The sequence below is a fragment of the Actinoplanes campanulatus genome, assembly GCF_014647795.1.
Taxonomy (GTDB): domain Bacteria; phylum Actinomycetota; class Actinomycetes; order Mycobacteriales; family Micromonosporaceae; genus Actinoplanes; species Actinoplanes campanulatus.
On sequence record NZ_BMPW01000012.1, the window covers coordinates 80,916 to 103,756 of the forward strand.

Genomic DNA, 22,841 nt, shown 5'->3' on the forward strand with positions numbered 1-22,841 from the left:
GGCCTCGGTGGATGTGCTTCGATGACCGTAACACCTGGTAGAAGCGCGGCACAGGGGGGTAGTGATCACGTGATCGAGGTCAAGGCCAGGGGCATGACGTTCGATGTGTCCGAGGGGGGACCCTCGGACGGCGATCCGGTCCTCCTGCTCCACGGATTCCCGCAGGACTCCCGTGAGTTCGACCTGATCCTGCCCCGCCTGCACGAGGCCGGGCTGCGGACCTACGCCCTGGACCAGCGCGGCTACTCGCCCGGCGCGCGGCCCACGGCGGTCACGGCGTACCGGATGTCGGAAGTCACCGACGACGCCGTCGCCGTCCTCGACGCCCTCGGCATCGAGAGCGCCCACGTGGTCGGCCACGACTGGGGCGCCCAGGTGGGCTGGCAGCTCGCCGTCCACCACCCGCACCGGGTCCGGACGCTGACCGCGATCTCCGTGCCGCACCCGCGGGCGCTGCTGCTCGCCCTCCGGGTCCGGCCCTCCCAGCAGGCCCGGCTCGCCTACTTCGGGTTGTTCCGCTCCCGGGTCGCCGAGAAGCTGCTGTCCGCCCGCCACTCGCTCGCCCTGCGGCTCATGCTGCGGCCCATCGGGATGCGCGCCGAACAGTACGTGGCGGCGATGCGTGAGCCGGGCCGGCTGACCGCGGCGCTCAACTGGTACCGGGCCTTCACCAGCGAGCAGGTCGCCGGGCTCGGGGTGGTGACCGTGCCCACCACGTACGTGTGGAGCGACCAGGACGGGGTGGTCGGGCTCACCGCCGCGCTGCGGACCCGGGACTGGGTGCGGGGCGACTACCAGATGGTGGCCATGCGCGGGATCAGCCACTGGGTGCCCGAACAGGCGCCCCGCGAGCTCGCCGACGCCGTGCTGGCACGCATCGGCGTTTGACCGGGAGCGCGGGAGGGAACGCCTCAGGGGCATGGCGGTCGATACACACCACACCCCCCGTGAGACGGAGAAACAGCGCTGGGATCGCAACTTCGGCGACCTGCTCCAGGAGCTCAGGGTCGCGCAGACCGGAGTGCAGATCCTCTTCGCGTTCCTGCTGACCCTGCCGTTCAGCAGCGGGTTCCCGAAGGCCACCGGCTTCCAGAAGGAGACCTACGTCGTCGCGCTGATCAGCGCGGCGTTCGCCACCGCGATGATCATCTCGCCGGTGGCGTTCCACCGTGCCCTGTTCCGGCAGGGCCGCAAACCGGAACTGGTCCGCTACGCCCACCGGATGGCGTCCGGCGGCCTGGCCTTCATGCTGGTCTCGATGGTCAGCAGCGTCCTGCTGATCACCGACTACCTGCTGGATTGGATGTGGGCGATCCCGCTGACCGTCGTCACCGCGGGCTGGTTCCTGACGTTCTGGGCCATCCTGCCGTTCGCCCACCGCGAGTGGGGTGAGGACGAGGACGGCTCAGCGCCGGCGGACTCGTAGGCCCAGCGCCCGCAACTCCAGCTCGGCGAGCGCCTCGACGGCGGCCGCGTCACCGGCCCGCCAGCTCTGTGCGATGTCCGGGCCCAGCCGGGTCAGCTCACTGAGCGGGCGGCCGGCCAGCGCGCGCAGGGCCAGCAGGTCACGGCCGGCCGCGTCGTCGCGGACCGCGGCCGCGATCCCGGCCCGGCGCATCCAGCGCAGCCGCAGCGGCAGCCACAGGAACAGAACCAGAGCCAACGGTACGGCCACCGCCACCAACGGCAGGATCAGCGCCAGCCGTCCGACGATCTCCTGCTGCTCGTGACCGGCGTCGGCGATCGCCCGCGCGGCGTCCGCGGCGCCGGTGAACGGCCTGGTCAGATCGTCACCGACGACCGGCACCCGGCCCACCTTGCCGCCCGCGTCCGCCAGGTTGTCGGCGATGCCGCTGCCGGCGCTCTCCAGCTTCTGCCCGGGCACGGCCAGTCTCTCGACCACGTCGTTGATCCACAGTGCCACCCGGATCCACAGATAGACCCAGAGCACCACGAGGACGTCGGTGACCAGTTGGCGAAGAGCGACGGGGAATCGGTCCGCATAGGGCTTCACACCGGAAGCGTCGCACTCAGCTTTTCGCGGCGCACTCCGGGCACGTGCCGAAGATCTCCATCGTGTGCGAGACGTCGACGAAACCGTGTTGCCCGGCCACCTTGTCGGCCCAGGACTCCACCGCCGGGCCGGCCACCTCGACCGTCCGCCCGCACGACCGGCACACCAGGTGGTGGTGGTGCCCCTGGCTGCACCGCCGGTAGAGGTGCTCCCCACCCGGCGGGCGCATGACGTCGATCTCGCCGGCGTCGGCCAGGCCCTGCAACGTCCGGTAGACCGTGGTCAGCCCGACCCGCTCGCCCCGCTCGCGCAACATCGCGTGCAGATCCTGTGCGCTGTGGAAGCCCTCGGTCTCGGCGAGGACGGCGCTGACGGCGCTGCGCTGCCGGGTGTTGCGGATAGTGCTCTCGGCGTTCACTGTCGGCTCTCCCTGGCGTGGCTCACGGCGTCGGTGACGATATGGGCGACGTGTTCGTCCACCAGGGAGTATGCGATCTCCCTGCCACGCCGCACACCCCGCACCACGCCGGCCCCCCGCAGCACCCGCAGATGCTGGGAGACCAGCGGCTGTGGCGCTCCGAGCTTCTCCACCAGATCGTGCACGCAGCGCTCGCCCACGCCCAGCTCGACCACGATGGCGACACGGATCGGCGCGGAGAGCGCTCGCAGCAGCGCCCCGGCGGATTCGTACGCCTCGTAACCGGTGGTCGTCATCGTTGCGACAACGGTACAGGGAGCGTGTCGTCAGACATGCAGGACGACATCGGGTGGCTCCGTGGCGGCCGGCGGGCGCTCGCGGTCGCGCCGGAACCGGCGGGCCAGGGCACCGCCCACGGCGGTGGCCACGAACGCGGCCAGGGCCAGCAGCACGATCGTCGCGCCGGGCGCGGTGTTCACCTCGGCGGAGAGCAGGATGCCCGCCACCGCGGCCAGCACGCCGATCAGCATGGCCAGCGTCATGGTGCTGCGGAACCCGCGGGTGACCTGCTGGGCGGCGGCCACCGGCACCACCATGAGCGCGGACACCAGCAGCAGGCCGACGGTGCGCATGGCGATCGTCACGGTCACCGCGGTGGTCACCGCGAGCAGCAGGTTGAGGGTGCGCACCGGCAGGCCGCTGACCCGCGCGTACTCCTCGTCGTTGCAGAGTGCGAAGAGCGCCGGGCGGAACACCAGCATGGCGGCCAGCACCGCGGCGCCGAGCCCGCCGATCAGCGCGAGATCCTCCGGCGAGGTGGTGAGCAGCGACCCGAACAGGTACTGCATCAGGTTGCTGTTGCCGGCGCCGTCGGAGAGGCCGACCAGCAGCACCCCGCCCGCGATGCCGCCGTAGAAGAGCATGGCCAGCGCCAGGTCGCCGGAGGTGCGGCCGCGTTCCCGGATCAGCTCCACGCCGACCGCGCCGGCCGTCGCCACCAGCACCGCGGTCAGGACCGGCGAGTTGCCGGTGAGCAGGCCCACGCCGACACCGGTGAGCGCCACGTGGCCGATCCCGTCCCCGATCAGCGAGAGGCGGCGCTGCACCAGGTAGATGCCGAGCGACGGGGCGGCCAGACCGATGATCACGGCGGCCACCAGGGCGTACTGCATGAAGGGGAGGGTGAGCAGGTCCATCAGTACGCCTTCGTCCCGTCGGTGGGCGCCCACTCGCAGATGGCCGGCTTGGCCTCGTCGGCGTGCGGGTGCACGTGCTCGTGACCGGGTTCGGCGTGGTGCCCGGCCGGTTCGGGGGGCGCCCCCTGGTAGGCGATCCGGCCGTCGTGCACCACCACGGTCCGCCCGATCAGCGGCCGCAGCGGGCCCAGCTCGTGCAGGACCAGCAGGATCGTGCCGCCCGCGCCGGCGAACCGGGTCAGCGCCGCGGCGAACGCCTCCTGGCTGGCCGCGTCCACGCCGGCGTTCGGCTCGTCCAGCACCAGCAGGTCCGGTTCACCGGCCAGCGCCCGGGCGATCAGCGTCCGCTGCTGTTGACCGCCGGACAGGGTCGTCACCGGGTCACCGATCCGGTCCAGGAGGCCGACGGCGGTCAGCGCCTCCCGTACCGCCGCCTTGTCCTTCGACCCGGGGAAGCGGAAGACGCCGCGCCGGGCCAGCCGGCCGGACGCGACCACCTCGCCGACGGTGGCCGGCACGCCGCTGCCGGCGCCGAGCCGCTGCGGCACGTACCCGATCCGCTCCCAACGCCGGAACCGGCGTTGCGCGACCCCGAACAGGTCGATCTCGCCGCGGCGCAGCGGGACCAGGCCGAGGATCGTCCGGATCAGGGTCGACTTTCCCGACCCGTTGGCGCCGAGGACCGCGACGACGTCGCCGGCCGCCACGCTCAGCGAGACGTCACGCAGCACCTCGCGGCCGTCGTAGCCGACCGCGAGATGTCTGACCTCGACAACGCTCATGCCGTCACCTCCGCTTCGCTCCGGCGCCGTCATGAGTTTGAGACTGAGTTAGATGATTCGCTCGCAAGCTCGCTCATGAACACTCCAGGCCGAGCTTCAGTGCGGTCAGGTTGGCACGCATCGCCGAGAAGTAGTCCGCGCTGTCGTCGGTCAGGCCCTCGATCGGGTCGAGAACGGCGGTCTGCGCGCCGACCTCACGGGCGATCGTCTCGGCGACCTTCGGGCTGACCAGCGTCTCGAAGAAGATCGTGGTGGTGCCGTGCTCCTTGGCCTCGGCGGCCACCTCGGCCAGCCGCTGCGGGGACGGCTCGGTCTCCGGGTCTATGCCGGTGATGCCGATCTGGGTCAGATCGTAACGGTCCGCCAGGTACGCGAACGCGGTGTGGCTGGTCACCAGTTCACGCCGGGCGCAGTTGGCCAGGCCGGTCTTGAACTCGCCGTCCAGGGCGGTCAGCTCGGTGCGCAGCGCGGCGGCCCGGCCGGTGAAGTCGGCGGCGTGCGCCGGGTCCGCCTTGCCGAGCCGCTCGGCCAGCTTGTCGGCGATGGTGGCGAGCCGCTCCGGGTCCAGCCAGACGTGCGGGTCGTTGGCGCCGTGCTCCTCCTCGGCGTGGGCGTCCGCCTCCTCGGCGGTGAGCGGCTGCACCGTGCCCGCCGCGTCGAAACCGCGGTCCCCGCCATTCCGCTTCACCGCGTCGTCCACGGCGGGCTGGAAGCCGCTCAGGTAGACGATCAGGCCGGCGTCGGCGACCTGGCCGACCTGGCCGGCGTTGAGCTCCACGTCGTGCGGCTCGGCGCCCGGCTTGGTGAGGGTCGACACCCGGACCGCGTCGCCGCCGACCCGCTCGCTGATGAACTGGAGCGGGTAGAAGGCGGTCACGACGGAGAGCCTGCCGTCGTCACCGTTGGCCGAGCCCCCTCCGCACCCGGTCAGCGCGCTCAGCGCGGTCAGCAGGGCTACGGCGGGGATCAGGCGGCGCATCATGACGGCAACTGTGGTCGATAATGACAATGATTGTCAAAGCCGCATGGGTTCACAGGGCTTTCGCCACCACGGCGGCCACCAGAACGCTCAGCAGGACGAGCCGCACGGCCCTGGTGATCCCCGACTGCACCGGCCAGGTGGTGAAGGTCAGCGCGGCCAGGCCGGCCGCCAGCACGCCCAGCAGCAGGGCGCCCACGATCCCGGGCAGGAAGAGCCCGGCCAGCAGCAGGACGAGAGCGCCGATGAAGGCCGTGGTCGGGTTCACCCGGGCCAGCCGGTGGAGGAAGGACGGTGTCACAGTGGCTCCTGTCGCGCGTGCGTACCCTCGTCACATGCTGGTGCTCAACCGCTTCTCGGTCCCCCCGGAAACGCAGGACGTCTTCCGGGAACAGGCGCACGCCGCGCTCGCCGCCCTCGCGCGCACGCCCGGTTACCGTTCCGGCCGCCTCACCCGGGCCCTGGAGGACCCGGCCGGGTGGATCCTGGTCACCGAATGGGAGTCGGTCGGAGCCTACCGGCGGGCGCTCGGGGCGTTCGACGTGAAGGTTTCCGCCACACCGCTGCTCGCGCTCTCCCTCGACGAGCCGTCCGCCTTCGAGACCCTGGCCGAGGCCGCCCCCGGCGAGGACGTGGTGATCACGGCGAGCGACCGGGCGGCCGAACCCTGGCGCTGAACACTAGGCTGTGGACATGAGTCTCGTTCCACCTCCACCACCGGGCCCGGGCGTGCACCCGCCGTTCCCGGCGCCTCCGGTCGAGGGCCGGGGCAAGCGGATCGGGACGAGCCTGGGGATCACCGCGGGCATCCTGGTGCTGATCTGCGGCGCGGGAGTGGTGGCCGCCGGCGGGTTCCTCACCGCGTTCGGCAACGCGCTCGACGAGCAGGCCGAGGTGGTCGTCAGCCGCTACCTCGACGATCTCCAGGACCGCGACTTCGACGGGGCCTACCAACAGCTCTGCCAGCAGGCACAGGACAGTGAGAGCCAGTCCGACTACGTCGCCCGGATGTCGGCCAGCGAGCCCTTCTCCTCGTACCGGCTGGGCGAGCTGGCCCTCGGCGTGCGGATCGTCGTGCCGGTCGACCTGCTCTACCCCGACGGTGGCTCGGCGCGCCAGGAGGCCGTGCTCGGGCAGAACAAGAAGACGGGCAAGTTCGAGGTGTGCGACCTCGGGGAGTAACCTCGCTTTTCGTCCAGTCCTTTACGAATTTCCCCGCCGACACCCAGCCGGCGTAGGAGGAAACCGCACATGCCTGCCGACCGTATCGACAGCGTCGTCAGCCTGGCCAAGCGCCGGGGCTTCGTCTTCCCCTCCAGCGAGATCTACGGAGGAACCCGCTCGGCCTGGGACTACGGTCCGCTCGGCGTGGAGCTGAAGGAGAACGTCCGCCGGCAGTGGTGGAAGACCATGGTCCAACAGCGCGACGACATCGTCGGCCTGGACTCCGCGGTCATCCTGGCCCGCGACGTCTGGGCGGCCTCCGGTCACCTCGACGCGTTCGTCGACCCGCTGACCGAGTGTCAGTCCTGCCACAAGCGCTTCCGGGCCGACCACCTGGAAGAGGCGTTCGAGGCCAAGAACGGCAAGCTGCCGGCTTCCCTCCAGGAGCTGAACTGCCCGAACTGCGGCAACAAGGGCACCTTCACCGAGCCGAAGATGTTCAACGGCCTGATGAAGACCTACCTCGGCCCGACCGAGAGCACCGAGGGCCTGCACTATCTGCGCCCGGAGACCGCCCAGGGCATCTTCGTCAACTACAACAACGTGGCCACGGCGGCCCGCAAGAAGCCGCCGTTCGGCATCGCGCAGATCGGCAAGAGCTTCCGCAACGAGATCACCCCGGGCAACTTCATCTTCCGTACGCGTGAGTTCGAGCAGATGGAGATGGAGTTCTTCGTCGCGCCCGGCAGCGACGAGGAGTGGCACGAGTACTGGCTCCAGCAGCGCTGGAACTGGTACCGCGACCTGGGCCTGTCCGAGAGCAACCTGCGCTTCTTCGAGCACCCCAAGGAGAAGCTCTCGCACTACTCGAAGCGGACCGTCGACATCGAGTACCGCTTCCAGTTCGGCGGCACCGAGTTCGCCGAGCTCGAGGGCATCGCCAACCGCACCGACTTCGACCTGTCGACGCACTCGAAGCACTCCGGGGTCGACCTGTCCTTCTTCGACCAGGAGAAGGGCGAGCGCTGGGTGCCCTACGTCATCGAGCCGGCCGCCGGTCTGACCCGCGCGGTGCTGGCGTTCCTGCTCGAGGCGTACGACGAGGACGAGGCCCCGAACACCAAGGGCGGCGTCGACAAGCGCACGGTCATGCGGTTCGACCCGCGGCTCGCGCCGGTCAAGGTCGCCGTCCTGCCGCTGTCGCGCAACCCGGAGCTCTCGCCGAAGGCCAAGGGGCTCGCCGCGGACCTGCGCAAGCGCTGGATCGTCGAGTTCGACGACTCGCAGGCGATCGGCCGCCGTTACCGTCGCCAGGACGAGATCGGCACCCCGTTCTGCGTCACGGTCGACTTCGACACCCTCACCGACAACGCGGTGACGGTCCGCGACCGCGACACCATGAAGCAGGAGCGGGTCTCCCTCGACCAGATCGAGGACTACCTGATCAAGCGCCTGCCGGGTTGCTGATCCACCGGATCTAGAACTCGAAGCCGCCCGGTCGGCCGTTTCGGTCCGCGATCAACCCGGCCAGGGTCGCCACGGCGATCTCGGCCGGGGTCCGCGAGCCGATGTTCAGCCCGACCGGGCGGTGCACCCGCCCGATCTCCTCCTCCGGCACGCCCAGCTCGCGCAGCGCCGCCACATGCGGCCCCTCGTGCCGCGGGTTGCCCAGGATGCCGATCCAGCGCGCCTTCCCGTCCAGCGCCTCTCTGAGCAGGGCGCCGATCTCCGGCCGGTGATGGTCGGTCAGCAGGATGTCGGTGTGCTCGTCCGGCGCCGCGGCCGACAGATCGCTCACATAGGTGTCACCGTGTGGCCGGGGCGTGCCGCCCAGCCGGGTCGGGTCCGGCTCCACCAGCACGGTCTGGAAGCCCAGCTCCACCCCGAAGCGGAACAGCATCTCCGACACCGGGGACTCGAAGACCGCGATCAGCCGCCGTGGGCTCTGCGCACCGTTCTCCATACCCCAGACTCTGCCAGAGCCCCGCCTGTTGTCACTCTTCCAGGTGACTTGCGACAGGTTGCTCAGTGACAATACCGTGAAAGGTGAAAGCACGGCGCCGGTCCGTTCACCGGCTACCCTTCACCCCGGAGGCTAAGTTGCCCACCATTGAGGTCCGCGTCACCCGACTGGAGAAGCGCATGGACGAGGTCGAGAGGCTCCGCGCCAGCCAGGATCGCGATCTGTCCGATGTCGTTGAGAAGCTGCGTGCTCAGGACTCCCTTCTGCAAGCCCTGGCAGAAACTCAGGCCGAGCACACCGCGACCTTCGCGCGGCACACCGCAACCCTCGATCAGCACACCGAGCAGTTGACGCGCATCGAGGCTAGGTTCGATGGCCTGGAGGCGAGGTTCGGTGGTCTGGAGAGCGGCGTCCAGGAGATTATCGGAATGCTGGAGACGTTGATCGGCCGGGAGAACCTCAACTAGGCGAGCGGCCGATTCGAGGTCGCCGGGCATGGCGTGTCACCCTAGGACCCGTGATTGCACCGCTCATGCTCGGCGACCATGCCGTCAACCCGCCCGTCGTGCTCGCGCCGATGGCGGGCATCACCAACGTGGCGTTCCGGCGGCTCTGCCGGGAGCAGGGTGGCGGTGTCTACGTCTGCGAGATGATCACCACCCGGGCGCTGGTGGAGCGGATCCCCAAGACGCTCAAGATGATCGCGTTCGCCGAGGACGAGGGTTTCCGCAGCCTCCAGCTCTACGGCGTGGACCCGGACGTGACGGCGGCCGCCGTGCGGATGGTCGGCGAGGACGACCTCGCCGATCACATCGACCTCAACTTCGGCTGCCCGGTGCCCAAGGTCACCCGGCGCGGCGGAGGCTCGGCCCTGCCCTGGCGGCGGCGGCTCTTCGGGCGGATCGTCAGCCAGGCGGTCGCGGCGGCCGAGCCCTTCGGCATCCCGGTCACCATCAAGATGCGCAAGGGCATCGACGACGACCATCTGACGTACGTCGAAGCCGGCCTCGCCGCACAGGAGGCCGGCGTGGCAGCGGTCGCCCTGCATGCTCGCACCGCCGAGCAGCGCTACTCGGGCCAGGCCGACTGGGACGCCATCGCCACCTTGAAGCAGGCGCTGGACGTGCCGGTGCTGGGCAACGGCGACATCTGGGAGGGCTCGGACGCGCTGCGCATGGTCGAGCACACCGGCTGCGACGGCGTGGTGGTGGGCCGTGGCTGCCTGGGCCGTCCGTGGCTCTTCGCCGATCTGGAGGCCGCCTTCACCCAGGGCGCGAACTATCAGCCGGTGCTGCCCACCCTCGGCGAGGTCGCGAAGATCATCTCCCGGCACGCGCAACTGCTGGTCGAGGCGCTGGAGGACGAGCGGCACGGCTGCGCCGACTTCCGCAAGCACGTGGCGTGGTATCTGAAGGGCTTCCCGGTCGGCGGTGACCTGCGCCGCAGCCTGGCGATGATCTCGTCGCTGACCGAGCTGGACGACCTGCTCGCCAAGCTGGACCCGTCGGTGCCGTTCCCGGCCGACGCGCTGGGCCAGCCGCGCGGCCGGGTCAACGCGCCCGGCAAGGTCTCCCTGCCGCACGGCTGGCTGGACAGCCGCGACGACGAGACCGTCCCCGAGGGCGCCGAGACGGACGAGTCCGGCGGCTGACCGTCAGCGCAGTTCGGCCTCGTCGGCGGCGGCCCGGCCGGACTCCCAGCCCTCCAGGCTCTCCACGCGGCTTCCGCGGGCCCGGACCGTGCGCGGGAACGCCCGGTCCATCGCCTCGTGCACCTGCACCTCGCGGCGGCGCAGGACCGGGAGCAGATCACCGTGGCCGGTCATCTCACGCTCGGTGACCTGCCGCAGCCGTTCTCCGATGCGTACGCCGTACGCGACCAGGAACGACCGTTTGAACGCCTTCAGCCGGGCTTTGCGGACGTTCTTCTCGTCCCGCACCATCGCCCGGTTCGCCTGGACCAGCAGTGACGTGTAGAGCAGCTCGACCGCGTCGATGTCGGCGTCGAACCCGAAGATCGTGCTGAACCCCAGCTCCGGCGACCAGACCGTGCGGCAGGTGTTGGCCTGTGCCACGGCGTCGAGCAGTCCGGCCTTCTCGCTCTCGTACGGGTGGTCCACCCCGATCCGCCGCGCGAATGGCGTCACGTCCACCGCCGGGGCGGCGACCACCTCGATCCGGTAGCGGGTGATCAGCTCCTGGGCCTTGGCGCTGTACGACTCCGCCTCGGCCGGGAAGTCGGTGGCCTCCGCCTTGGCCAGCAGCGCCCGGACCCGGTCGAGGATGCGCTGGTCACCGTGGTGCGGCACGGCTGTCAGGGGAGTGCCGGGCGGCGGGATCAAGATGTCGATGCGGGGCATCCGCCGCAGTTCGGCGAGCAGGGCGAGCGAGGCGTCGAGCACCGCGATCCGGTCCGGCCGGCGGCCTTCGGGGGTGCGCAGCGTGTCCGCCTGGGCCTGCCAGCGCTCGTCGACCGGGCTGCGGCCGCGGGCGTAGTCCCGGGCCGCGTCGGCGACCAGCCGGGCCTGGATCGGGTTGCCGCGCCGGGCGACCGCGCGGTGCAGTTCGGCCGGCTGCCAGCCGTTGCCGAAGAGACGGCTGAACTCGCTGCTCAATGCTGCTGTCAGCGCCGCGTCCACCTCGATGGACGGGGCGCCGGTCAGTACGTCCAGCGCGTCCTCGTGATCGAGTGCCCCGGACCGTACCGCCTCGATGATGTCCCGGGCCGCCATGGGAGGGAATGGTAGTTGCCGGGGTCCTGGTTCCCGGCCAGGGCCCCGGCGCCGTGACCGCCGAGCGGCCGGACAGTCACGGAGTCAGCAGTAGAACATCCCGGATTTGCCCGTTCTGTCCGGCCAGACGGTAGCCGCCTGTGACCAAGGCCTCGATGCGCCACCGCGTGCCGCCGAGCGCCTTTCGGCTGAACGAGTCGGTGACCCGGTACCAGCCGTCAGCCGTGTGGGTGAACCGCCAGGTCCTGCCGATCAGCCGGGTGTCGTCCAGGTCGGTGAGCAGCACGTCACCGACCGGCTGGATCCGGAAGTCCGGGCAGTCACCGGCAATGAAGGTCTGCACCGCGGACCCCGCCCCGCCGCATCCGGCGGGCTGAAGGGCCCGGCCGGCCAGCGGGTTGACGATCCGGGACCAGCCCTCGGTGGTGGGCTCCAGCCGGAACCGCTGGCAGTCGTTGGCCAGCCAGCCCCACTGCGCCACCCGGGCGCCGTCGGCGTCGATGCAGGCGGCCACCTCGGCCACCTTGTTGCTCCTACGGTTGGTCAGGCTCACGAAGCCGTTGCCACGGTCGATGAGCTGCCACTGCCGGCAGGTGTCGCCGCTGTCGGCGGTGGCGAGGGTGATGTCGGCGCCCTCGTAGCCGCAGGTGGCGTTCGCCAGGGCGGCGCCGCTGCCGGAGTGGATCAGCTGTACGTACGCCGGGCCGTGGCCGTGGCCGCGGTTGCCGCTGAGCGGGTCGGACAGTCGGGGCCAGCCGTCGACCCACCGGATCCGGCGGATCGAGCCCTTCGGGTCGCCGTCGTCCGCGCTGTCGTAGTAGTGGTGGGCGAACAGGTCGCCGTAGACGTCGCCGTGGCCCGGGCCGGCGAAGCCGTTGTAGCCGGCCAGGATCTGCGAGCCGCCACCCTCGGTGAGGGCCACGCCGTCGGCGTCCACGTACGGGCCGGTGATCGCCCGGGACCGGCCGACCATCACCCGGTAGTCGCTGTTCACGCCCCGGCAGCAGAAGTCGAAGCTGGCGAACAGGTAGTACCAGCCGCCGTGGTAGGTCACCGACGGGCCCTCGATCGCCATGCCGTTGCGGGAGGCGATCCGGTACTCGGTGGTGTCCGTGGTGGACAGCAGGCCGGTCCGGACGTCCAGGTGCCGCATCCGCAGCCCGTCCCAGAACGAGCCGTACGACAGGTAGGCGTTGCCGGCCCGGTCGAAGCTGACGTCCGGGTCGATGGCGTTGACGTTCTCCACGCCGCTGGTCGTGCGCATGACCATGCCCCGGTCCACCCAGCGCGGGTTCGCCAGGGACCTGGTGGTGGCCAGGCCGATCACCGAGTTGTTGGTGCCGAACGAGGAGGCCGCGTAGTACAGGTGGTACTCGCCGTCGAAGTAGTTGATGTCCGGCGCCCAGAAGTCGGCCGGGGTGACGCCGAGTTCCTCGACCACCCAGGCCGGCGGGGTGTCGAACACGGTGTCGACGTAGGTCCAGTTGATCAGGTCGGTGGACCGGCGGATCGGCAGGTAGGTCCGGGTGCCGCTGTCCCCGGTGATGATCTCGTAGTAGTAGCGGCCTTGTTTGATCAGGGTGGGGTCGTGGGCGACGGGGTCGGGGTTGGTCCGTGCCGCGGCCTGGGCGGGCACGACCGGTGACGTGATCAGAAGTGTGGCGGCGAGCAGAGCACCGAGTATTTTCACGGGTCCTCACAGACGGAAGCGCAGGGTGCTGGCACACCCTTTGCAGCGCTGCAAAACAGGATGCACGCGCGTCGATCCGACGGCAAGGGGCTACGTCCCGGAAACCTTGTTCACGGATCGCCGCAGGGGCGGGGAGGGCGGTGCCGGCCCTCCCCGCCAGGGGGTGGCGATCACGCCTCGTACCTCAGACGTCGAGGTCGTTCTCGATGCGGCGCAGCTGATGCCGGGACATCGCGAGGTTCGCCCGGTCGCGCCGCAGCGCCACGTAGAGGAAGAGGCCCTTCCCGGAGCGGCTCGTGAGGGGCCGGATCATGTGGTACTGCGTATCCAGCGTGATCAGGATGTCCTCGATCTTCTCGGAGAGGTTCAGCATCTCCATGGCGCGCAGTTTCGCGCGTACCACGTCGGTGTTGCCCGCGGCGGCGACCGTCAGGTCGAGCTCCTTCCCGCCGCCCAGAGTGCCCAGGGCCATGCCGCTGGTGTGGTCCACGAGCGCGACGCCGATGCAGCCGTCGATCTCCATGATTTCCTTGAGTGCGGTGTCCATGTCGGGCATGGGATTTCTTCCTCCGTTGCGGTGGGATGGGTTGTGTAACGGTCAGCCGGTCGCCTGGCGGCGCCGGGCGACGTTCGGCAGGGTGGCCATCGGGGTCCGCCGGGCCAGCGGAGTGGATGGACCGGCCTGCGTGGGGATCTCCGGCCGCAGTTGCGGCGCGGTGTCCAGGGCGAGGATGCGGATCAGCCGGCGTACGCACCGCCGCGCCTCGAGATGGACCATGGCGAGGTTCGCGTCACCCGAGGTGACCACGGTGAGCAGGGCGTTGGGCCCCGCGGTGTACGAGGTGATGTAGCCGCCGTCGCACTCCACCACGGATTCCCGCAGCTCACCGTGATTGACCGCGTGCGCGAAGCGCCGGGCCAGAGCGAGGTGGGCCGCGGCCAGGGCCGCGAGGGTGTCCGGTTCGATGCCGTGCGAGTCGTGCGCGACGACCAGCCCGTCCGCGGTGGCGAGCACGCTGCCGGACAACTCCGGCACCCTGGTGCGCAGGCGGCCGAGTTCCTCGAGTACCGCCGGATCCACCGTCATCCTCTCCTCGCTCCTTCGGCTGGTCGGGGGTGCGCGCGTCACCGCAGTGCCCTCAGTGCGGTGCGTATGCGCTTGAGCAGGACCTCGTCGGTGCCCTGGTGCACCGGCGGGCTATCGGTGGCCAGTTCCTTCGGCAGCTTCGCGCCGGGTTTCCGGCGGGCCAGTCGAGGTGGCCGGTTCGTCGCGGTGGGGCTTTCCACGGCCGCGGAGGCCGATGGGGGGTCGCTGTTCGGAGGCGGGTGCCGGGCCGTGGGTTCCGGGCCTTTCATTCCAGAGATCACCGGTACGGCCGGAGTGGTCCGGTCCACCGGCGCCGAGGCCCCCCGTGGGTGCGGCAGCCGGACGAACTCGGGACCGTCGGCCGCCCGCGTCTCGGGCAGCTCGATCAGTCCGGCAGCGGCCATCCGGCGCAGCTCCTGGATGGTCGCGTACCCGGCCCGGCCGAGCAGTTGGGCCAGGTCGGCCGGGGTGCGCTGACCGTCGGCGTGGACCAGGAGCTCCCACTGCGCGGCGGTGACCGTCACCCGTTCCCGGGGTGGCCGGGTGACCGGGCTGACCGGCTCCACGTCGATCCGCCGGTTCGGGAAGATCTCGTCGAGCAGGTGGACCCGGCGGAGCACCTCCCGGCTGACCGCGGCCGCGTCGATGTGCACGACCGCGCCCAGCCAGTGGGTGGCGCCGGGCAGGAACTCGACCGGCGCCGACTCCGCGGAGAGTGCGAAGTACGCCGCGTCGTAGGTCGCGCCGAGCACGCACAACTCCAGCTCGCCCTGGGTGAGGTGGCCCTGCTCGACCAGCAGCCGGCCCACCCAGGCGGTCGAGGTGCCCAGGTCGAGCGCGCTCTGCCAGGTGCGCCCGGCGAGCCGCCCGGACGAGGTGAGCAGTTCGCCCACCCCGGGCGCGGCCGGCGACTCGGCGTAGATGACGCGGCCCTCGAAGACGTAGACCGCGCCGCCGGGGTGGCCACCCACCATCAGCGCTCCGGTCTGCCGTGCTTCGGCGACCCGCGTGAGCAGGTCGCCGGGCGCGGCGGTCTTCGTCGGGGCCACCGATCGCTCCTTCGTGGTCAGTGGAACGGGTCATCGGGCCGTGACCAGTTCGTCGGCCAGGCGTTGCATCATCCGGCGGGCCACGGCGAGGTTGCCGCGGATCCGGTCCAGCCACACGTAGAGCACCAGGCGGCTGTCGAATTCGGTCTGGACCATTCGCAGGAGGTGGTAGCCCCCGGCGGTGGTGATGATCAGGTCTTCGAGCAGGTCGTGCGGTATGGCCGAGACGAACAGCGATCGGCTGTTCGCGGCCTGGACCACCTCTGCCGTTCCGGCGGCGGCGGCCTCGTGGTCCTCGTTCGGCGCGGCTCCGGTCGTGGCGACCGGGAAACCCGTGGTGTAGTCGACGATGCTGGCGCCGACGGCGCCGGGGATCGTCATGGCTTCCTGTAGACAGTGGTCGACGCCGGGCACTTCACTCCTCAGCGTTGCGGTCGGCGGTCAGACCCTTCCCGTCCGCCACCGTGGGCCATCCTCCGGTGACCGTGCGACTACAAGTCGCACGTTCTGTGCGTCATGGTCCGGTGGCGGTGACCCGTTTGCGGGGCCGCCGTGGACCGGGCACGGCACGCAGCCGGGCCGCGGTGAGATGGCCCGGCGAGCCGAGGTCCACGCCGGGCACCTCGCCCAGCCAGTGCCGCTCGCCGGGCACGAAGCGGGCCGGCGCGTCGGCCTGTTGCAGCAGCACGTGGGCGGCGTCGGCGATGACCGCCACCACCCGCAGGGACAGTTCGTTCTGGCCGAGCCAGCCGTCGCGCAGCAGCACCCGGCCGACCCGGTGGCCGCCGCGGCCCTCCGCGTACACGGTCCGCCAGGTCTGTGGGGCGAGCCGGCCGGACGACACCAGCCGTTCGCCGAGGCCCGGGCAGGCGGGCGACTCGGCGTACGAGATGCGGCCGGCGATCAGGTAGAGCACCCCACCCGGTACGCCGCCGACATGCAGCGCGCCGGTCCGGCCGGACTCGCCCAGTTCGGTGAGCAGGCGCCGCATCGATGCGGTCGCCGGTGAACCAGGAATCACGGATTGTCATCCTGAGGCAATCGTCGAGTGACGTCGTCGCACGCGCGGTGCGCTGTTTCGTCCTGGTTCACCCGCCCGGGTCGCGTAACATGATCGCCATCTGTCGATCCCGGGAGGCGGAATGCCCAGTCGGTGGGAGCAGGTCGTGGTGGACTGCGCGGACCCGGCGCGACTGGCCCGATGGTGGGCCGAGGCGCTCGATTACGTGATCGTCCACGAGACCCCGGACGAGGTGGAGATCCGTCGCACCCCCGATGAGCTGCCGGGACTGCTGTTCGGCACGAGTCCGGACGTCAAGCGGCACAAGAACCGGCTGCACCTCGACCTGCGCCCGGACGATCAGGCGGCCGAGGTGGAGCGGCTCGTCGGGATGGGCGCCCGCCCGGTCGCCGTCGGCCAGGTGGAGGTGCCCTGGGTGGTGCTGGCCGACCCGGAGGGCAACGAGTTCTGCGTGCTCAGCGCCTGAACCGGCGGGCATCCGGCTTAGGGTGGGGATCATGACGGCCGCCGACGCTCAGCGGTGGGCAGCCGAGCCCGCCAAGGACAGCGGGTACGGTCGCACGCCGTACCAGCGGGACCGTGCCCGGGTGCTGCACTCGGCCGCGTTCCGCCGGCTCGCCGCGAAGACCCAGGTGCACACCGCCGGGTCGGACGACTTCCTGCGTACCCGGCTCACCCACTCGCTGGAGGTCGCCCAGATCTCCCGGGAGATGGGCGCCCGGCTGGGCTGCGACCCGGACGTGGTGGACGTCGCCGGCCTGGCCCACGACCTGGGGCACCCACCCTTCGGGCACAACGGCGAGGCCGCCCTGGACGCGGTCGCCGGACCGTGCGGTGGCTTCGAGGGGAACGCGCAGACCCTTCGGGTGATCACCCGTCTGGAGGCGAAGGAGCCCGGCGCCGGGCTCAACCTGACCCGGGCCACCCTGGACGCCTGCTCCAAGTACCCGTGGTTCCGCAAACCCGGCAACCGCAAGTTCGGGGTGTACGCCGACGACCGCCCGGTCTTCGAGTGGCTGCGCGACGGGCGCGCCGACGAGCGCCGCTGCCTGGAGGCGCAGGTCATGGACTGGGCCGACGACGTCGCCTACTCGGTGCACGACGTCGAGGACGGGGTGCACGGCGGCTACATCGACCTGGACACGCTGCGCGACCCGGGGGAGCGGGCCGCGCTCTGCGCCGACGTGGCCGCCACCTACTCCACCGAGACGCCCGGCGAGCTGGCCGCCGCCCTCGGGCGACTGCTCGCCGACCCGGCCGTGGCGGAGGTCCGCGGCTACGACGGGGGGTACCAGTCCCTGGTCGCCCTCAAACGGATGACCAGCGTGCTGACCGGCCGGTTCGTCGCCTCGGCGGTGGGCGCCACGCAGAGCCGGCACGGCACCGGGCCGCTGCGCCGGTACGACGCCGACCTGATCGTCCCGCGTACGGTCCGGAACCAGTGCGCGCTGCTCAAGGGCATGGCGCTGCGCTACGTGATGCGCGCCCGGGGCGAGGGCTGGTACGAGCGGCAGCGGATCGTCCTGACCGAGCTGGTGGAGGCGCTCACCCGTACCCCGGAGAGGTTGGATCCGCTTTTCCGGCCGCTTCATGCGGCCGCCGCGGACGACGCCGCGGCACTGCGCGTGGTGATCGACCAGGTCGCGTCGCTCACCGACCACGCCGCGGTGGCGTGGCACCGGACCCTGCTGGCGGGCCGCCGGTAGCGCGAGGCAGGATGTATGCCGTGGCGGGCAGGGTCAAGGACGAGGACATCGCACTGGTCCGCGACCGGACCTCGATCGTCGAGGTGATCAGCGAGACGGTCACCCTGCGATCGGCGGGCGGTGGCAATCTCAAGGGGCTGTGCCCCTTCCACGACGAGAAGACTCCGTCGTTCAACGTCTCACCCGCCCGTAATGTCTACTTCTGCCATGGTTGCGGGCAGGGCGGCGACGCGATCAAGTTCCTGATGGACGCGGAGCACCTGTCGTTCATCGAGTCGGTGGAGCGCCTGGCCGGCAAGGCCGGCATCCAGCTGCGCTACGACACCGAGCCGGGCGCTCCGGCCGGCCCGCGCCCCCAGACCGGGCAGCGGCAGCGGCTCATCGCCGCGCACGCCGCCGCCGTCGAGTTCTACCGCGACCAGCTCGGTTCGCCGGGGGCGCGCAAGGCGCGCGAGTTCCTGGCCGAGCGGGGTTTCGGCCGGGACACCGCGGAACGGTACGGGTGCGGCTTCGCCCCGGACAGCTGGGACTCGCTCAGCAAGCACCTGCGCCTCAAGGGCTTCACCGCGGAGGAGTTGACCACCGCCGGGCTGGCCAAACCGGCCCGCTCCGGCTCGCTGATCGACCGGTTCCGGCGCCGGCTGCTCTGGCCGATCCGGGACCTCGGCGGCGACGTGATCGGGTTCGGCGCGCGCAAACTGTTCGATGACGACGACGGCCCGAAGTACCTGAACACCCCCGAGACGCCGATCTACAAGAAGTCGCATGTCCTGTACGGCATCGACCACGCGAAACGCGAGATCGCCAAGCGTGGCCGGGCGGTGATCGTCGAGGGCTACACCGACGTGATGGCCTGCCACGAGGCCGGCGAGCCGACCGCCGTGGCGACCTGCGGCACCTCCTTCGGGGTGGACCACATCCAGGTGCTGCGGCGCCTGCTGATGGACAGCGACAGCTTCACCGGCGAGATCATCTACACCTTCGACGGCGACGCTGCCGGGCAGAAGGCGGCGCTGCGGGCCTTCGAGGAGGACCAGCGTTTCGTCGGGCGGACGTTCATCGCCGTCTCGCCGGACAACATGGACCCCTGTGAGCTGCGCCTCGCCCGCGGTGACCTGGCGGTCCGCGACATGATCGCGGCCCGGGAGCCGCTGGTCGACTTCGCGCTGCGGCAGACCATCTCCCGCTTCGACCTGGACACCGTGGAGGGCCGCGTCGAGGCGATGCGCCGCGCGGCGCCGTTGGTCGCCAAGATCAAAGACCGGGAGAAACGCCCGGAGTACGCGCGAAAGCTCGCCGGCGATCTCGGCATGGACCTGGACCCGGTCCAGCGGGCGGTGAACAACGCGCTGCGCGGTGAGCAGGCCGAACCACGGGCCACCCGGCAGCAGGCGGCGGCCGACTCCCCGCAGCGCCTGGTCGAGCGGGAGGCGCTGAAACTGGCCCTCCAGGAGCCGGTGCTCGCCGGGCCGATGTTCGACGCGGTCGGCCCGGAGAACTACGGCGACCAGGTGTTGCAGACCGTCCGGGAGGCGATCACCCAGGCCGGTGGCGCCGCCTCGTCCACCGGCGGCGTCGTCTGGATCGAGAAGGTCCGCGACGCCTGCCCCGACATGGGCGGCCAGATGCTGGTCAGCGAGCTGGCCGTGGAGCCGCTGTACGTGGACGGCCAGGCCGACCCGTACTACGTCCAGGTCACCCTGGCCCGGCTCCAGGGCGGGGCGCTCGCCACCCGCATCCGCGACCTCAAGTCGAAGGTGCAGCGACTGAACCCGGTCGCCAACAAGGACCAGTACCTGGCTCTGGCCGGGGAACTCTTCTCGCTCGAACAGCAGGCACGGGCCCTGCGTGACCAGGCGGCAGGTGGACTGTGAAGCTCTTCCGACGGCGTCCCGTGCTCCCGGCGCGCTCCCGGCCCCCGCTGGCCGCCGAGGAGCGGATCCTGGCCTGGTCCGCGGTCGGCGACCCGGCCGGGACGGAGCACGTGGTGGTCGCCACGAACCACGGGCTCTGGCTGCCGTCGGCGGTCGAACGGCTCGGCTGGCACGAGATCCACAAGGCCGCCTGGTCCGGGCGGGAGCTGCGGATCACCCCGGCCGAGGTGCTGGCGGAACGCGACGGCTACACCGTGCTGGTGGACGGCCCCGAGGTGTCGTTCCTGCTGCTCGAGCCCGGCGAGCTGCCGGACCAGGTCCGTACCCGGGTGACCCGCTCGGTGGCGTACACGACGCATCACCCGCTGCCCGGGGGCGCGGTCCGGGTGGTCGGCCGCCGGGTCGGCGGGCGCGACGGGCTGAGCTGGGCGGTCCGCTACGACTCGGGTACGCCCGCGGAGTCCCCGGAGATCGTCGAGGCCACCGGCGAACTGGTCGGGGCGGCCCGGTCGGCGGCCGATCCCGCGGACTGAAATCTGTCGTACCCCACCCGTAGGGTCGGGGCGTGAACTCGCTCATCCACGCGCGTGGCCTGATCAAACGGTTCGAGGGCTTCACCGCGGTCGACGGCATCGACGTCGACGTGCGGCCCGGCGAGGCGTTCGGCTTCCTCGGGCCCAACGGCGCGGGCAAGAGCTCCACCATGCGCATGATCGGCTGTGTCTCCCCACCCACCGACGGCGTGCTGCGCATCCTCGGGATGGACCCGCGGCGCGACGGTCCGGCGATCCGGGCCCGGCTGGGCGTCTGCCCCCAGCTGGACAACCTCGATCCCGAGCTGACCGTCCGGGAGAATCTGACCACCTACGCCCGGTTCTTCGGCATCCCGCGTAAGGTCGCCCGCGCCCGCGCCGCCGAGCTGCTCGACTTCGTCCAGCTCAGCGAGCGCGCCGACAGTCGGGTCGAGCCGCTCTCCGGCGGGATGAAACGGCGGCTCACCATCGCCCGCGCCCTGGTCAACGAGCCCGATCTGGTGCTGCTCGACGAGCCCACCACCGGCCTCGACCCGCAGGCCCGCCACCTGGTGTGGGAGCGGCTGTTCCGGCTCAAGCAGCAGGGCGTCACCCTGGTGCTGACCACCCACTACATGGACGAGGCGGAGCAGCTCTGCGACCGGCTCGTGGTGATGGACGGCGGCCGGATCGTGGCCGAGGGCTCGCCTCGGGCGCTCATCGAGACCCACTCCACCCGCGAGGTGGTCGAGCTGCGCTTCCTCACCGAGGACCAGGGACGGTATGCGGACAAGCTCGCCGGCATCGGCGACCGCACCGAGGTGCTGCCCGACCGGATCCTGCTCTATGTCGGCGACGGCGACGACGCACTGGCCGAGGTGCACCGGCGCTCGCTGAGCCCGGCCAGCGCCCTGGTCCGGCGCAGCAGCCTGGAGGACGTGTTCCTGCACCTCACCGGCCGGACCCTGGTGGACTGAGATGACCCCCTCGCTCTATGTGATGGAGTACCACCTGGTCAACTACCGGCGCACGTGGCGGGCCAGTGTGCTCTCCTCGCTGGTGCTGCCGCTGCTGACCATGCTCGGGTTCGGTGTCGGCGTCGGGGCCTATGTGACCGGCGGCGTCGAGGGCGTCGGCTATCTCCAGTGGATGGTGCCGGGACTGATCGCCACCACCGCCGTGCAGGGGGCGATCGGCGAGTCCACCTGGCCGGTGATGAGCTGCTTCGAGTGGGTGAAGATCTACTTCGCGCAGGCCGCCGCGCCGCTGCGGGTCGCCGACATCCTCGGCGGGCACCTCGCCTTCATGCTGTTCCGGGTGTTCACCAGTGTGGCGGCGTTCCTGCTGATCGCGGCCCTGTTCGGGGCGCTGCGGTCGGTGTGGGCGCTGGCCGTCCTGCCGATCGGGCTGCTGCTCGCGCTGGCCGCGGCCGCCCCGGTGGCCGCCTATACGGCGTCGGTGTCCAGCGACAGCTACCTGGCCATCCTGCTGCGGTTCGCGGTGCTGCCGATGTCGCTGTTCTCCGGGGTGTTCTTCCCGGTCGAGTCGCTGCCGGAGGTGCTGCGCTGGGTGGCGTATGCATTGCCCCTCTGGCACGGCGTCGACCTGAGCCGGGCCGCGACGCTCGGGCTCGACCCAGGCCCGGAGGCGGTGTGGCAGGCCCTCTACCTGGTGGCGTGGGGGATCGCCGGGTGGTTCCTGGCGCACTGGCGCTACCGCAGCCGGCTGGTGATCTGAGATGACGTCCGAGAGGTGCGTGCCGTCGTGCTGACCCTGGTGCTACCCCGCCGGCTGGTGGGCTTCGAGGGGGCCGCGCGCCGGTCGGCCTCGGTCGCCCAGCGCAACATCGCCGCGCTGAGGACGGCGTATTGGCTGGTCATGCTCGGTGGCCTGCTGGAGCCGGTGCTCTACCTGTTCTCCATCGGTGTCGGGGTGGGCGCGCTGGTCGGTGAGATCACCCTGCCCGGCGGCCACACGGTGGGTTACCCGGAGTTCGTGGCCCCGGCCATGCTGGCGTCGTCGGCGATGAGCGGGGCGCTGTCCGAGACGACCTTCAACTTCTTCGGGAAGATGAAGTTCATGCGGCTGTACGAGGGCATGCTCGCCACGCCCGTGCGGCCCATCGAGATCGCGCTCGGCGAGCTGTCCTGGGCCATGCTGCGCGGCAGTGTGTACTCCGCGGCCTTCCTGGTGATCATGGTGCTGATGGATCTGACCACTCCGGCGCGGGCGTTGCTCGCCTTCCCGGCCGCGGTCCTGGTCGGCTTCGCCTTCGGGGCGCTCGGCATGACCATCTCCACGCTGATCCGCGGCTGGCAGGACTTCGACATGATCGGCGCCGGGCAGTTCGCCCTGTTCCTGTTCTCCGGCACGTTCGTCCCGGCCACCACCTACCCTCCGGTGCTGCGGTGGCTGGTCGAGGTCACCCCGCTGTACCGCGCGGTCGACCTGGTCCGCGGCATCAGCATCGGCACGCTGGGCCCGGTCCAGGTGCTGGACGTGCTGTACCTCCTGGCGATGACGGGCGCCGGCCTGCTCATCGCGGGCCGCCGGATGGAGCGGCTGCTCTGCCGGTGACCCGGTGGCGCGGCCCTTTCGGGTCGCGCCCCGCCACGGACGGTTAGCGGAACCCTCCGGCGGGCAACAGATGCGCAG

General features: G+C 71.0%; 29 protein-coding genes. 14 read left to right on the top strand and 15 right to left on the bottom strand.

The features are described from left to right. Positions 1-72 precede the first annotated feature (72 nt). Positions 73-888: an alpha/beta fold hydrolase gene (locus tag IEZ13_RS23320; RefSeq protein ID WP_183226287.1), complete on the top strand. Its 816-nt coding sequence runs from the start codon at positions 73-75 to the stop codon at positions 886-888. Between the two features lie 31 nt (positions 889-919). After that, positions 920-1,426 carry a DUF6328 family protein gene (locus IEZ13_RS23325; protein ID WP_183226224.1) on the top strand — a complete coding sequence of 169 codons (507 nt, stop codon included), beginning with the start codon at positions 920-922 and terminating at the stop codon, positions 1,424-1,426. Here the strand turns inward: IEZ13_RS23325 and IEZ13_RS23330 are convergent. The 7 genes from IEZ13_RS23330 to IEZ13_RS23360 all read right to left on the bottom strand — a co-directional run bounded on the left by IEZ13_RS23330 (position 1,406) and on the right by IEZ13_RS23360 (position 5,690). Next, complete coding sequence (locus IEZ13_RS23330) at positions 1,406-2,014, bottom strand: hypothetical protein (protein ID WP_183226225.1); 609 nt, start codon at positions 2,012-2,014, stop codon at positions 1,406-1,408. The genes IEZ13_RS23325 and IEZ13_RS23330 overlap by 21 nt on opposite strands. A gap of 16 nt (positions 2,015-2,030) precedes the next feature. Next, complete coding sequence (locus IEZ13_RS23335) at positions 2,031-2,432, bottom strand: Fur family transcriptional regulator (protein ID WP_183226226.1); 402 nt, start codon at positions 2,430-2,432, stop codon at positions 2,031-2,033. Next, positions 2,429-2,728 carry an ArsR/SmtB family transcription factor gene (locus IEZ13_RS23340; RefSeq protein WP_183226227.1) on the bottom strand — a complete coding sequence of 100 codons (300 nt, stop codon included), beginning with the start codon at positions 2,726-2,728 and terminating at the stop codon, positions 2,429-2,431. The genes IEZ13_RS23335 and IEZ13_RS23340 overlap by 4 nt, the downstream gene beginning before the upstream one ends. A 30-nt stretch (positions 2,729-2,758) precedes the next feature. Next, positions 2,759-3,628 (bottom strand): metal ABC transporter permease, encoded by an 870-nt coding sequence (locus IEZ13_RS23345; protein WP_183226228.1) that lies wholly within the window; start codon positions 3,626-3,628, stop codon positions 2,759-2,761. Further along, entirely contained in the window at positions 3,628-4,410 is a 783-nt protein-coding gene (locus IEZ13_RS23350; protein WP_183226229.1) for a metal ABC transporter ATP-binding protein, read from the bottom strand. Before IEZ13_RS23350 ends, IEZ13_RS23345 begins: the two co-directional genes overlap by 1 nt. Before the next feature lie 73 nt (positions 4,411-4,483). Next, on the bottom strand, positions 4,484-5,392 hold the full coding sequence (locus IEZ13_RS23355; protein WP_183226230.1) for a metal ABC transporter substrate-binding protein: 909 nt from the start codon (positions 5,390-5,392) through the stop codon (positions 4,484-4,486). Positions 5,393-5,441: 49 nt separating this feature from the next. Next, positions 5,442-5,690, bottom strand: a complete 249-nt coding sequence (locus IEZ13_RS23360; RefSeq protein WP_183226231.1) for a DUF6703 family protein — start codon at positions 5,688-5,690, stop codon at positions 5,442-5,444. 34 nt (positions 5,691-5,724) lie between these two features. On the opposite strand from IEZ13_RS23360, the gene IEZ13_RS23365 reads away from it, so the two are divergent. The 3 genes from IEZ13_RS23365 (at position 5,725) to IEZ13_RS23375 (ending at position 8,020) form a co-directional block, all read left to right on the top strand. Further along, complete coding sequence (locus IEZ13_RS23365) at positions 5,725-6,066, top strand: antibiotic biosynthesis monooxygenase family protein (RefSeq protein WP_183226232.1); 342 nt, start codon at positions 5,725-5,727, stop codon at positions 6,064-6,066. Between the two features lie 16 nt (positions 6,067-6,082). Further along, positions 6,083-6,571, top strand: coding sequence for a hypothetical protein (locus IEZ13_RS23370; protein WP_183226233.1), 489 nt, complete (start codon positions 6,083-6,085; stop codon positions 6,569-6,571). A 69-nt stretch (positions 6,572-6,640) separates the two neighbouring features. Beyond that, the gene (locus IEZ13_RS23375; RefSeq protein ID WP_183226234.1) at positions 6,641-8,020 is read left to right on the top strand and encodes a glycine--tRNA ligase; all 1,380 of its coding nucleotides are present in this window, start codon (positions 6,641-6,643) and stop codon (positions 8,018-8,020) included. Between the two features lie 10 nt (positions 8,021-8,030). Here the strand turns inward: IEZ13_RS23375 and IEZ13_RS23380 are convergent, their stop codons facing one another. Then, positions 8,031-8,516 (bottom strand): XdhC family protein, encoded by a 486-nt coding sequence (locus IEZ13_RS23380; RefSeq protein ID WP_183226235.1) that lies wholly within the window; start codon positions 8,514-8,516, stop codon positions 8,031-8,033. Positions 8,517-8,695: 179 nt separating this feature from the next. On the opposite strand from IEZ13_RS23380, the gene IEZ13_RS23385 reads away from it, so the two are divergent. Together IEZ13_RS23385 and dusB are read left to right on the top strand one after the other, a co-directional pair. Then, the gene (locus tag IEZ13_RS23385) at positions 8,696-8,983 is read left to right on the top strand and encodes a hypothetical protein (protein ID WP_183226236.1); all 288 of its coding nucleotides are present in this window, start codon (positions 8,696-8,698) and stop codon (positions 8,981-8,983) included. A gap of 65 nt (positions 8,984-9,048) precedes the next feature. Continuing rightward, the gene (gene dusB, locus IEZ13_RS23390; protein WP_183226288.1) at positions 9,049-10,167 is read left to right on the top strand and encodes a tRNA dihydrouridine synthase DusB; all 1,119 of its coding nucleotides are present in this window, start codon (positions 9,049-9,051) and stop codon (positions 10,165-10,167) included. A 3-nt stretch (positions 10,168-10,170) separates the two neighbouring features. Here dusB and IEZ13_RS23395 read toward each other — a convergent pair whose 3' ends face one another. The 7 genes from IEZ13_RS23395 to IEZ13_RS23425 form a co-directional block, all read right to left on the bottom strand. Next, entirely contained in the window at positions 10,171-11,247 is a 1,077-nt protein-coding gene (locus tag IEZ13_RS23395) for a DUF2786 domain-containing protein (RefSeq protein ID WP_183226237.1), read from the bottom strand. A 76-nt stretch (positions 11,248-11,323) separates the two neighbouring features. After that, positions 11,324-12,937 (bottom strand): family 43 glycosylhydrolase, encoded by a 1,614-nt coding sequence (locus tag IEZ13_RS23400; RefSeq protein WP_183226238.1) that lies wholly within the window; start codon positions 12,935-12,937, stop codon positions 11,324-11,326. Positions 12,938-13,121: 184 nt separating this feature from the next. Beyond that, a complete protein-coding gene (locus IEZ13_RS23405) occupies positions 13,122-13,493 on the bottom strand; it encodes a hypothetical protein (RefSeq protein WP_109591698.1) in 372 nt (123 codons plus the stop codon). 42 nt (positions 13,494-13,535) lie between these two features. After that, positions 13,536-14,024 (bottom strand): roadblock/LC7 domain-containing protein, encoded by a 489-nt coding sequence (locus tag IEZ13_RS23410; RefSeq protein ID WP_183226239.1) that lies wholly within the window; start codon positions 14,022-14,024, stop codon positions 13,536-13,538. Between the two features lie 38 nt (positions 14,025-14,062). Further along, positions 14,063-15,073, bottom strand: a complete 1,011-nt coding sequence (locus IEZ13_RS23415) for a DUF4388 domain-containing protein (protein WP_183226240.1) — start codon at positions 15,071-15,073, stop codon at positions 14,063-14,065. A gap of 30 nt (positions 15,074-15,103) precedes the next feature. Next, the gene (locus IEZ13_RS23420) at positions 15,104-15,487 is read right to left on the bottom strand and encodes a roadblock/LC7 domain-containing protein (protein WP_183226241.1); all 384 of its coding nucleotides are present in this window, start codon (positions 15,485-15,487) and stop codon (positions 15,104-15,106) included. Between the two features lie 100 nt (positions 15,488-15,587). Further along, entirely contained in the window at positions 15,588-16,094 is a 507-nt protein-coding gene (locus IEZ13_RS23425; RefSeq protein ID WP_183226242.1) for a DUF4388 domain-containing protein, read from the bottom strand. Positions 16,095-16,215: 121 nt separating this feature from the next. On the opposite strand from IEZ13_RS23425, the gene IEZ13_RS23430 reads away from it, so the two are divergent. Genes IEZ13_RS23430 through IEZ13_RS23460 form a run of 7 tightly spaced genes read left to right on the top strand, consistent with a single transcriptional unit; the run spans position 16,216 to position 22,763 of the window. After that, positions 16,216-16,560 carry a VOC family protein gene (locus IEZ13_RS23430; RefSeq protein ID WP_183226243.1) on the top strand — a complete coding sequence of 115 codons (345 nt, stop codon included), beginning with the start codon at positions 16,216-16,218 and terminating at the stop codon, positions 16,558-16,560. A 31-nt stretch (positions 16,561-16,591) separates the two neighbouring features. Then, a complete protein-coding gene (locus IEZ13_RS23435; RefSeq protein WP_183226244.1) occupies positions 16,592-17,800 on the top strand; it encodes a deoxyguanosinetriphosphate triphosphohydrolase in 1,209 nt (402 codons plus the stop codon). Between the two features lie 11 nt (positions 17,801-17,811). Further along, on the top strand, positions 17,812-19,674 hold the full coding sequence (gene dnaG / locus IEZ13_RS23440) for a DNA primase (RefSeq protein WP_183226245.1): 1,863 nt from the start codon (positions 17,812-17,814) through the stop codon (positions 19,672-19,674). Next, on the top strand, positions 19,671-20,207 hold the full coding sequence (locus IEZ13_RS23445; protein WP_183226246.1) for a hypothetical protein: 537 nt from the start codon (positions 19,671-19,673) through the stop codon (positions 20,205-20,207). Before dnaG ends, IEZ13_RS23445 begins: the two co-directional genes overlap by 4 nt. Before the next feature lie 32 nt (positions 20,208-20,239). Then, positions 20,240-21,163, top strand: coding sequence for an ABC transporter ATP-binding protein (locus IEZ13_RS23450; RefSeq protein ID WP_183226247.1), 924 nt, complete (start codon positions 20,240-20,242; stop codon positions 21,161-21,163). 1 nt (position 21,164) lies between these two features. Further along, entirely contained in the window at positions 21,165-21,923 is a 759-nt protein-coding gene (locus IEZ13_RS23455; protein ID WP_183226248.1) for an ABC transporter permease, read from the top strand. A gap of 27 nt (positions 21,924-21,950) precedes the next feature. Beyond that, the gene (locus IEZ13_RS23460; protein ID WP_183226249.1) at positions 21,951-22,763 is read left to right on the top strand and encodes an ABC transporter permease; all 813 of its coding nucleotides are present in this window, start codon (positions 21,951-21,953) and stop codon (positions 22,761-22,763) included. Positions 22,764-22,841 lie beyond the last annotated feature (78 nt).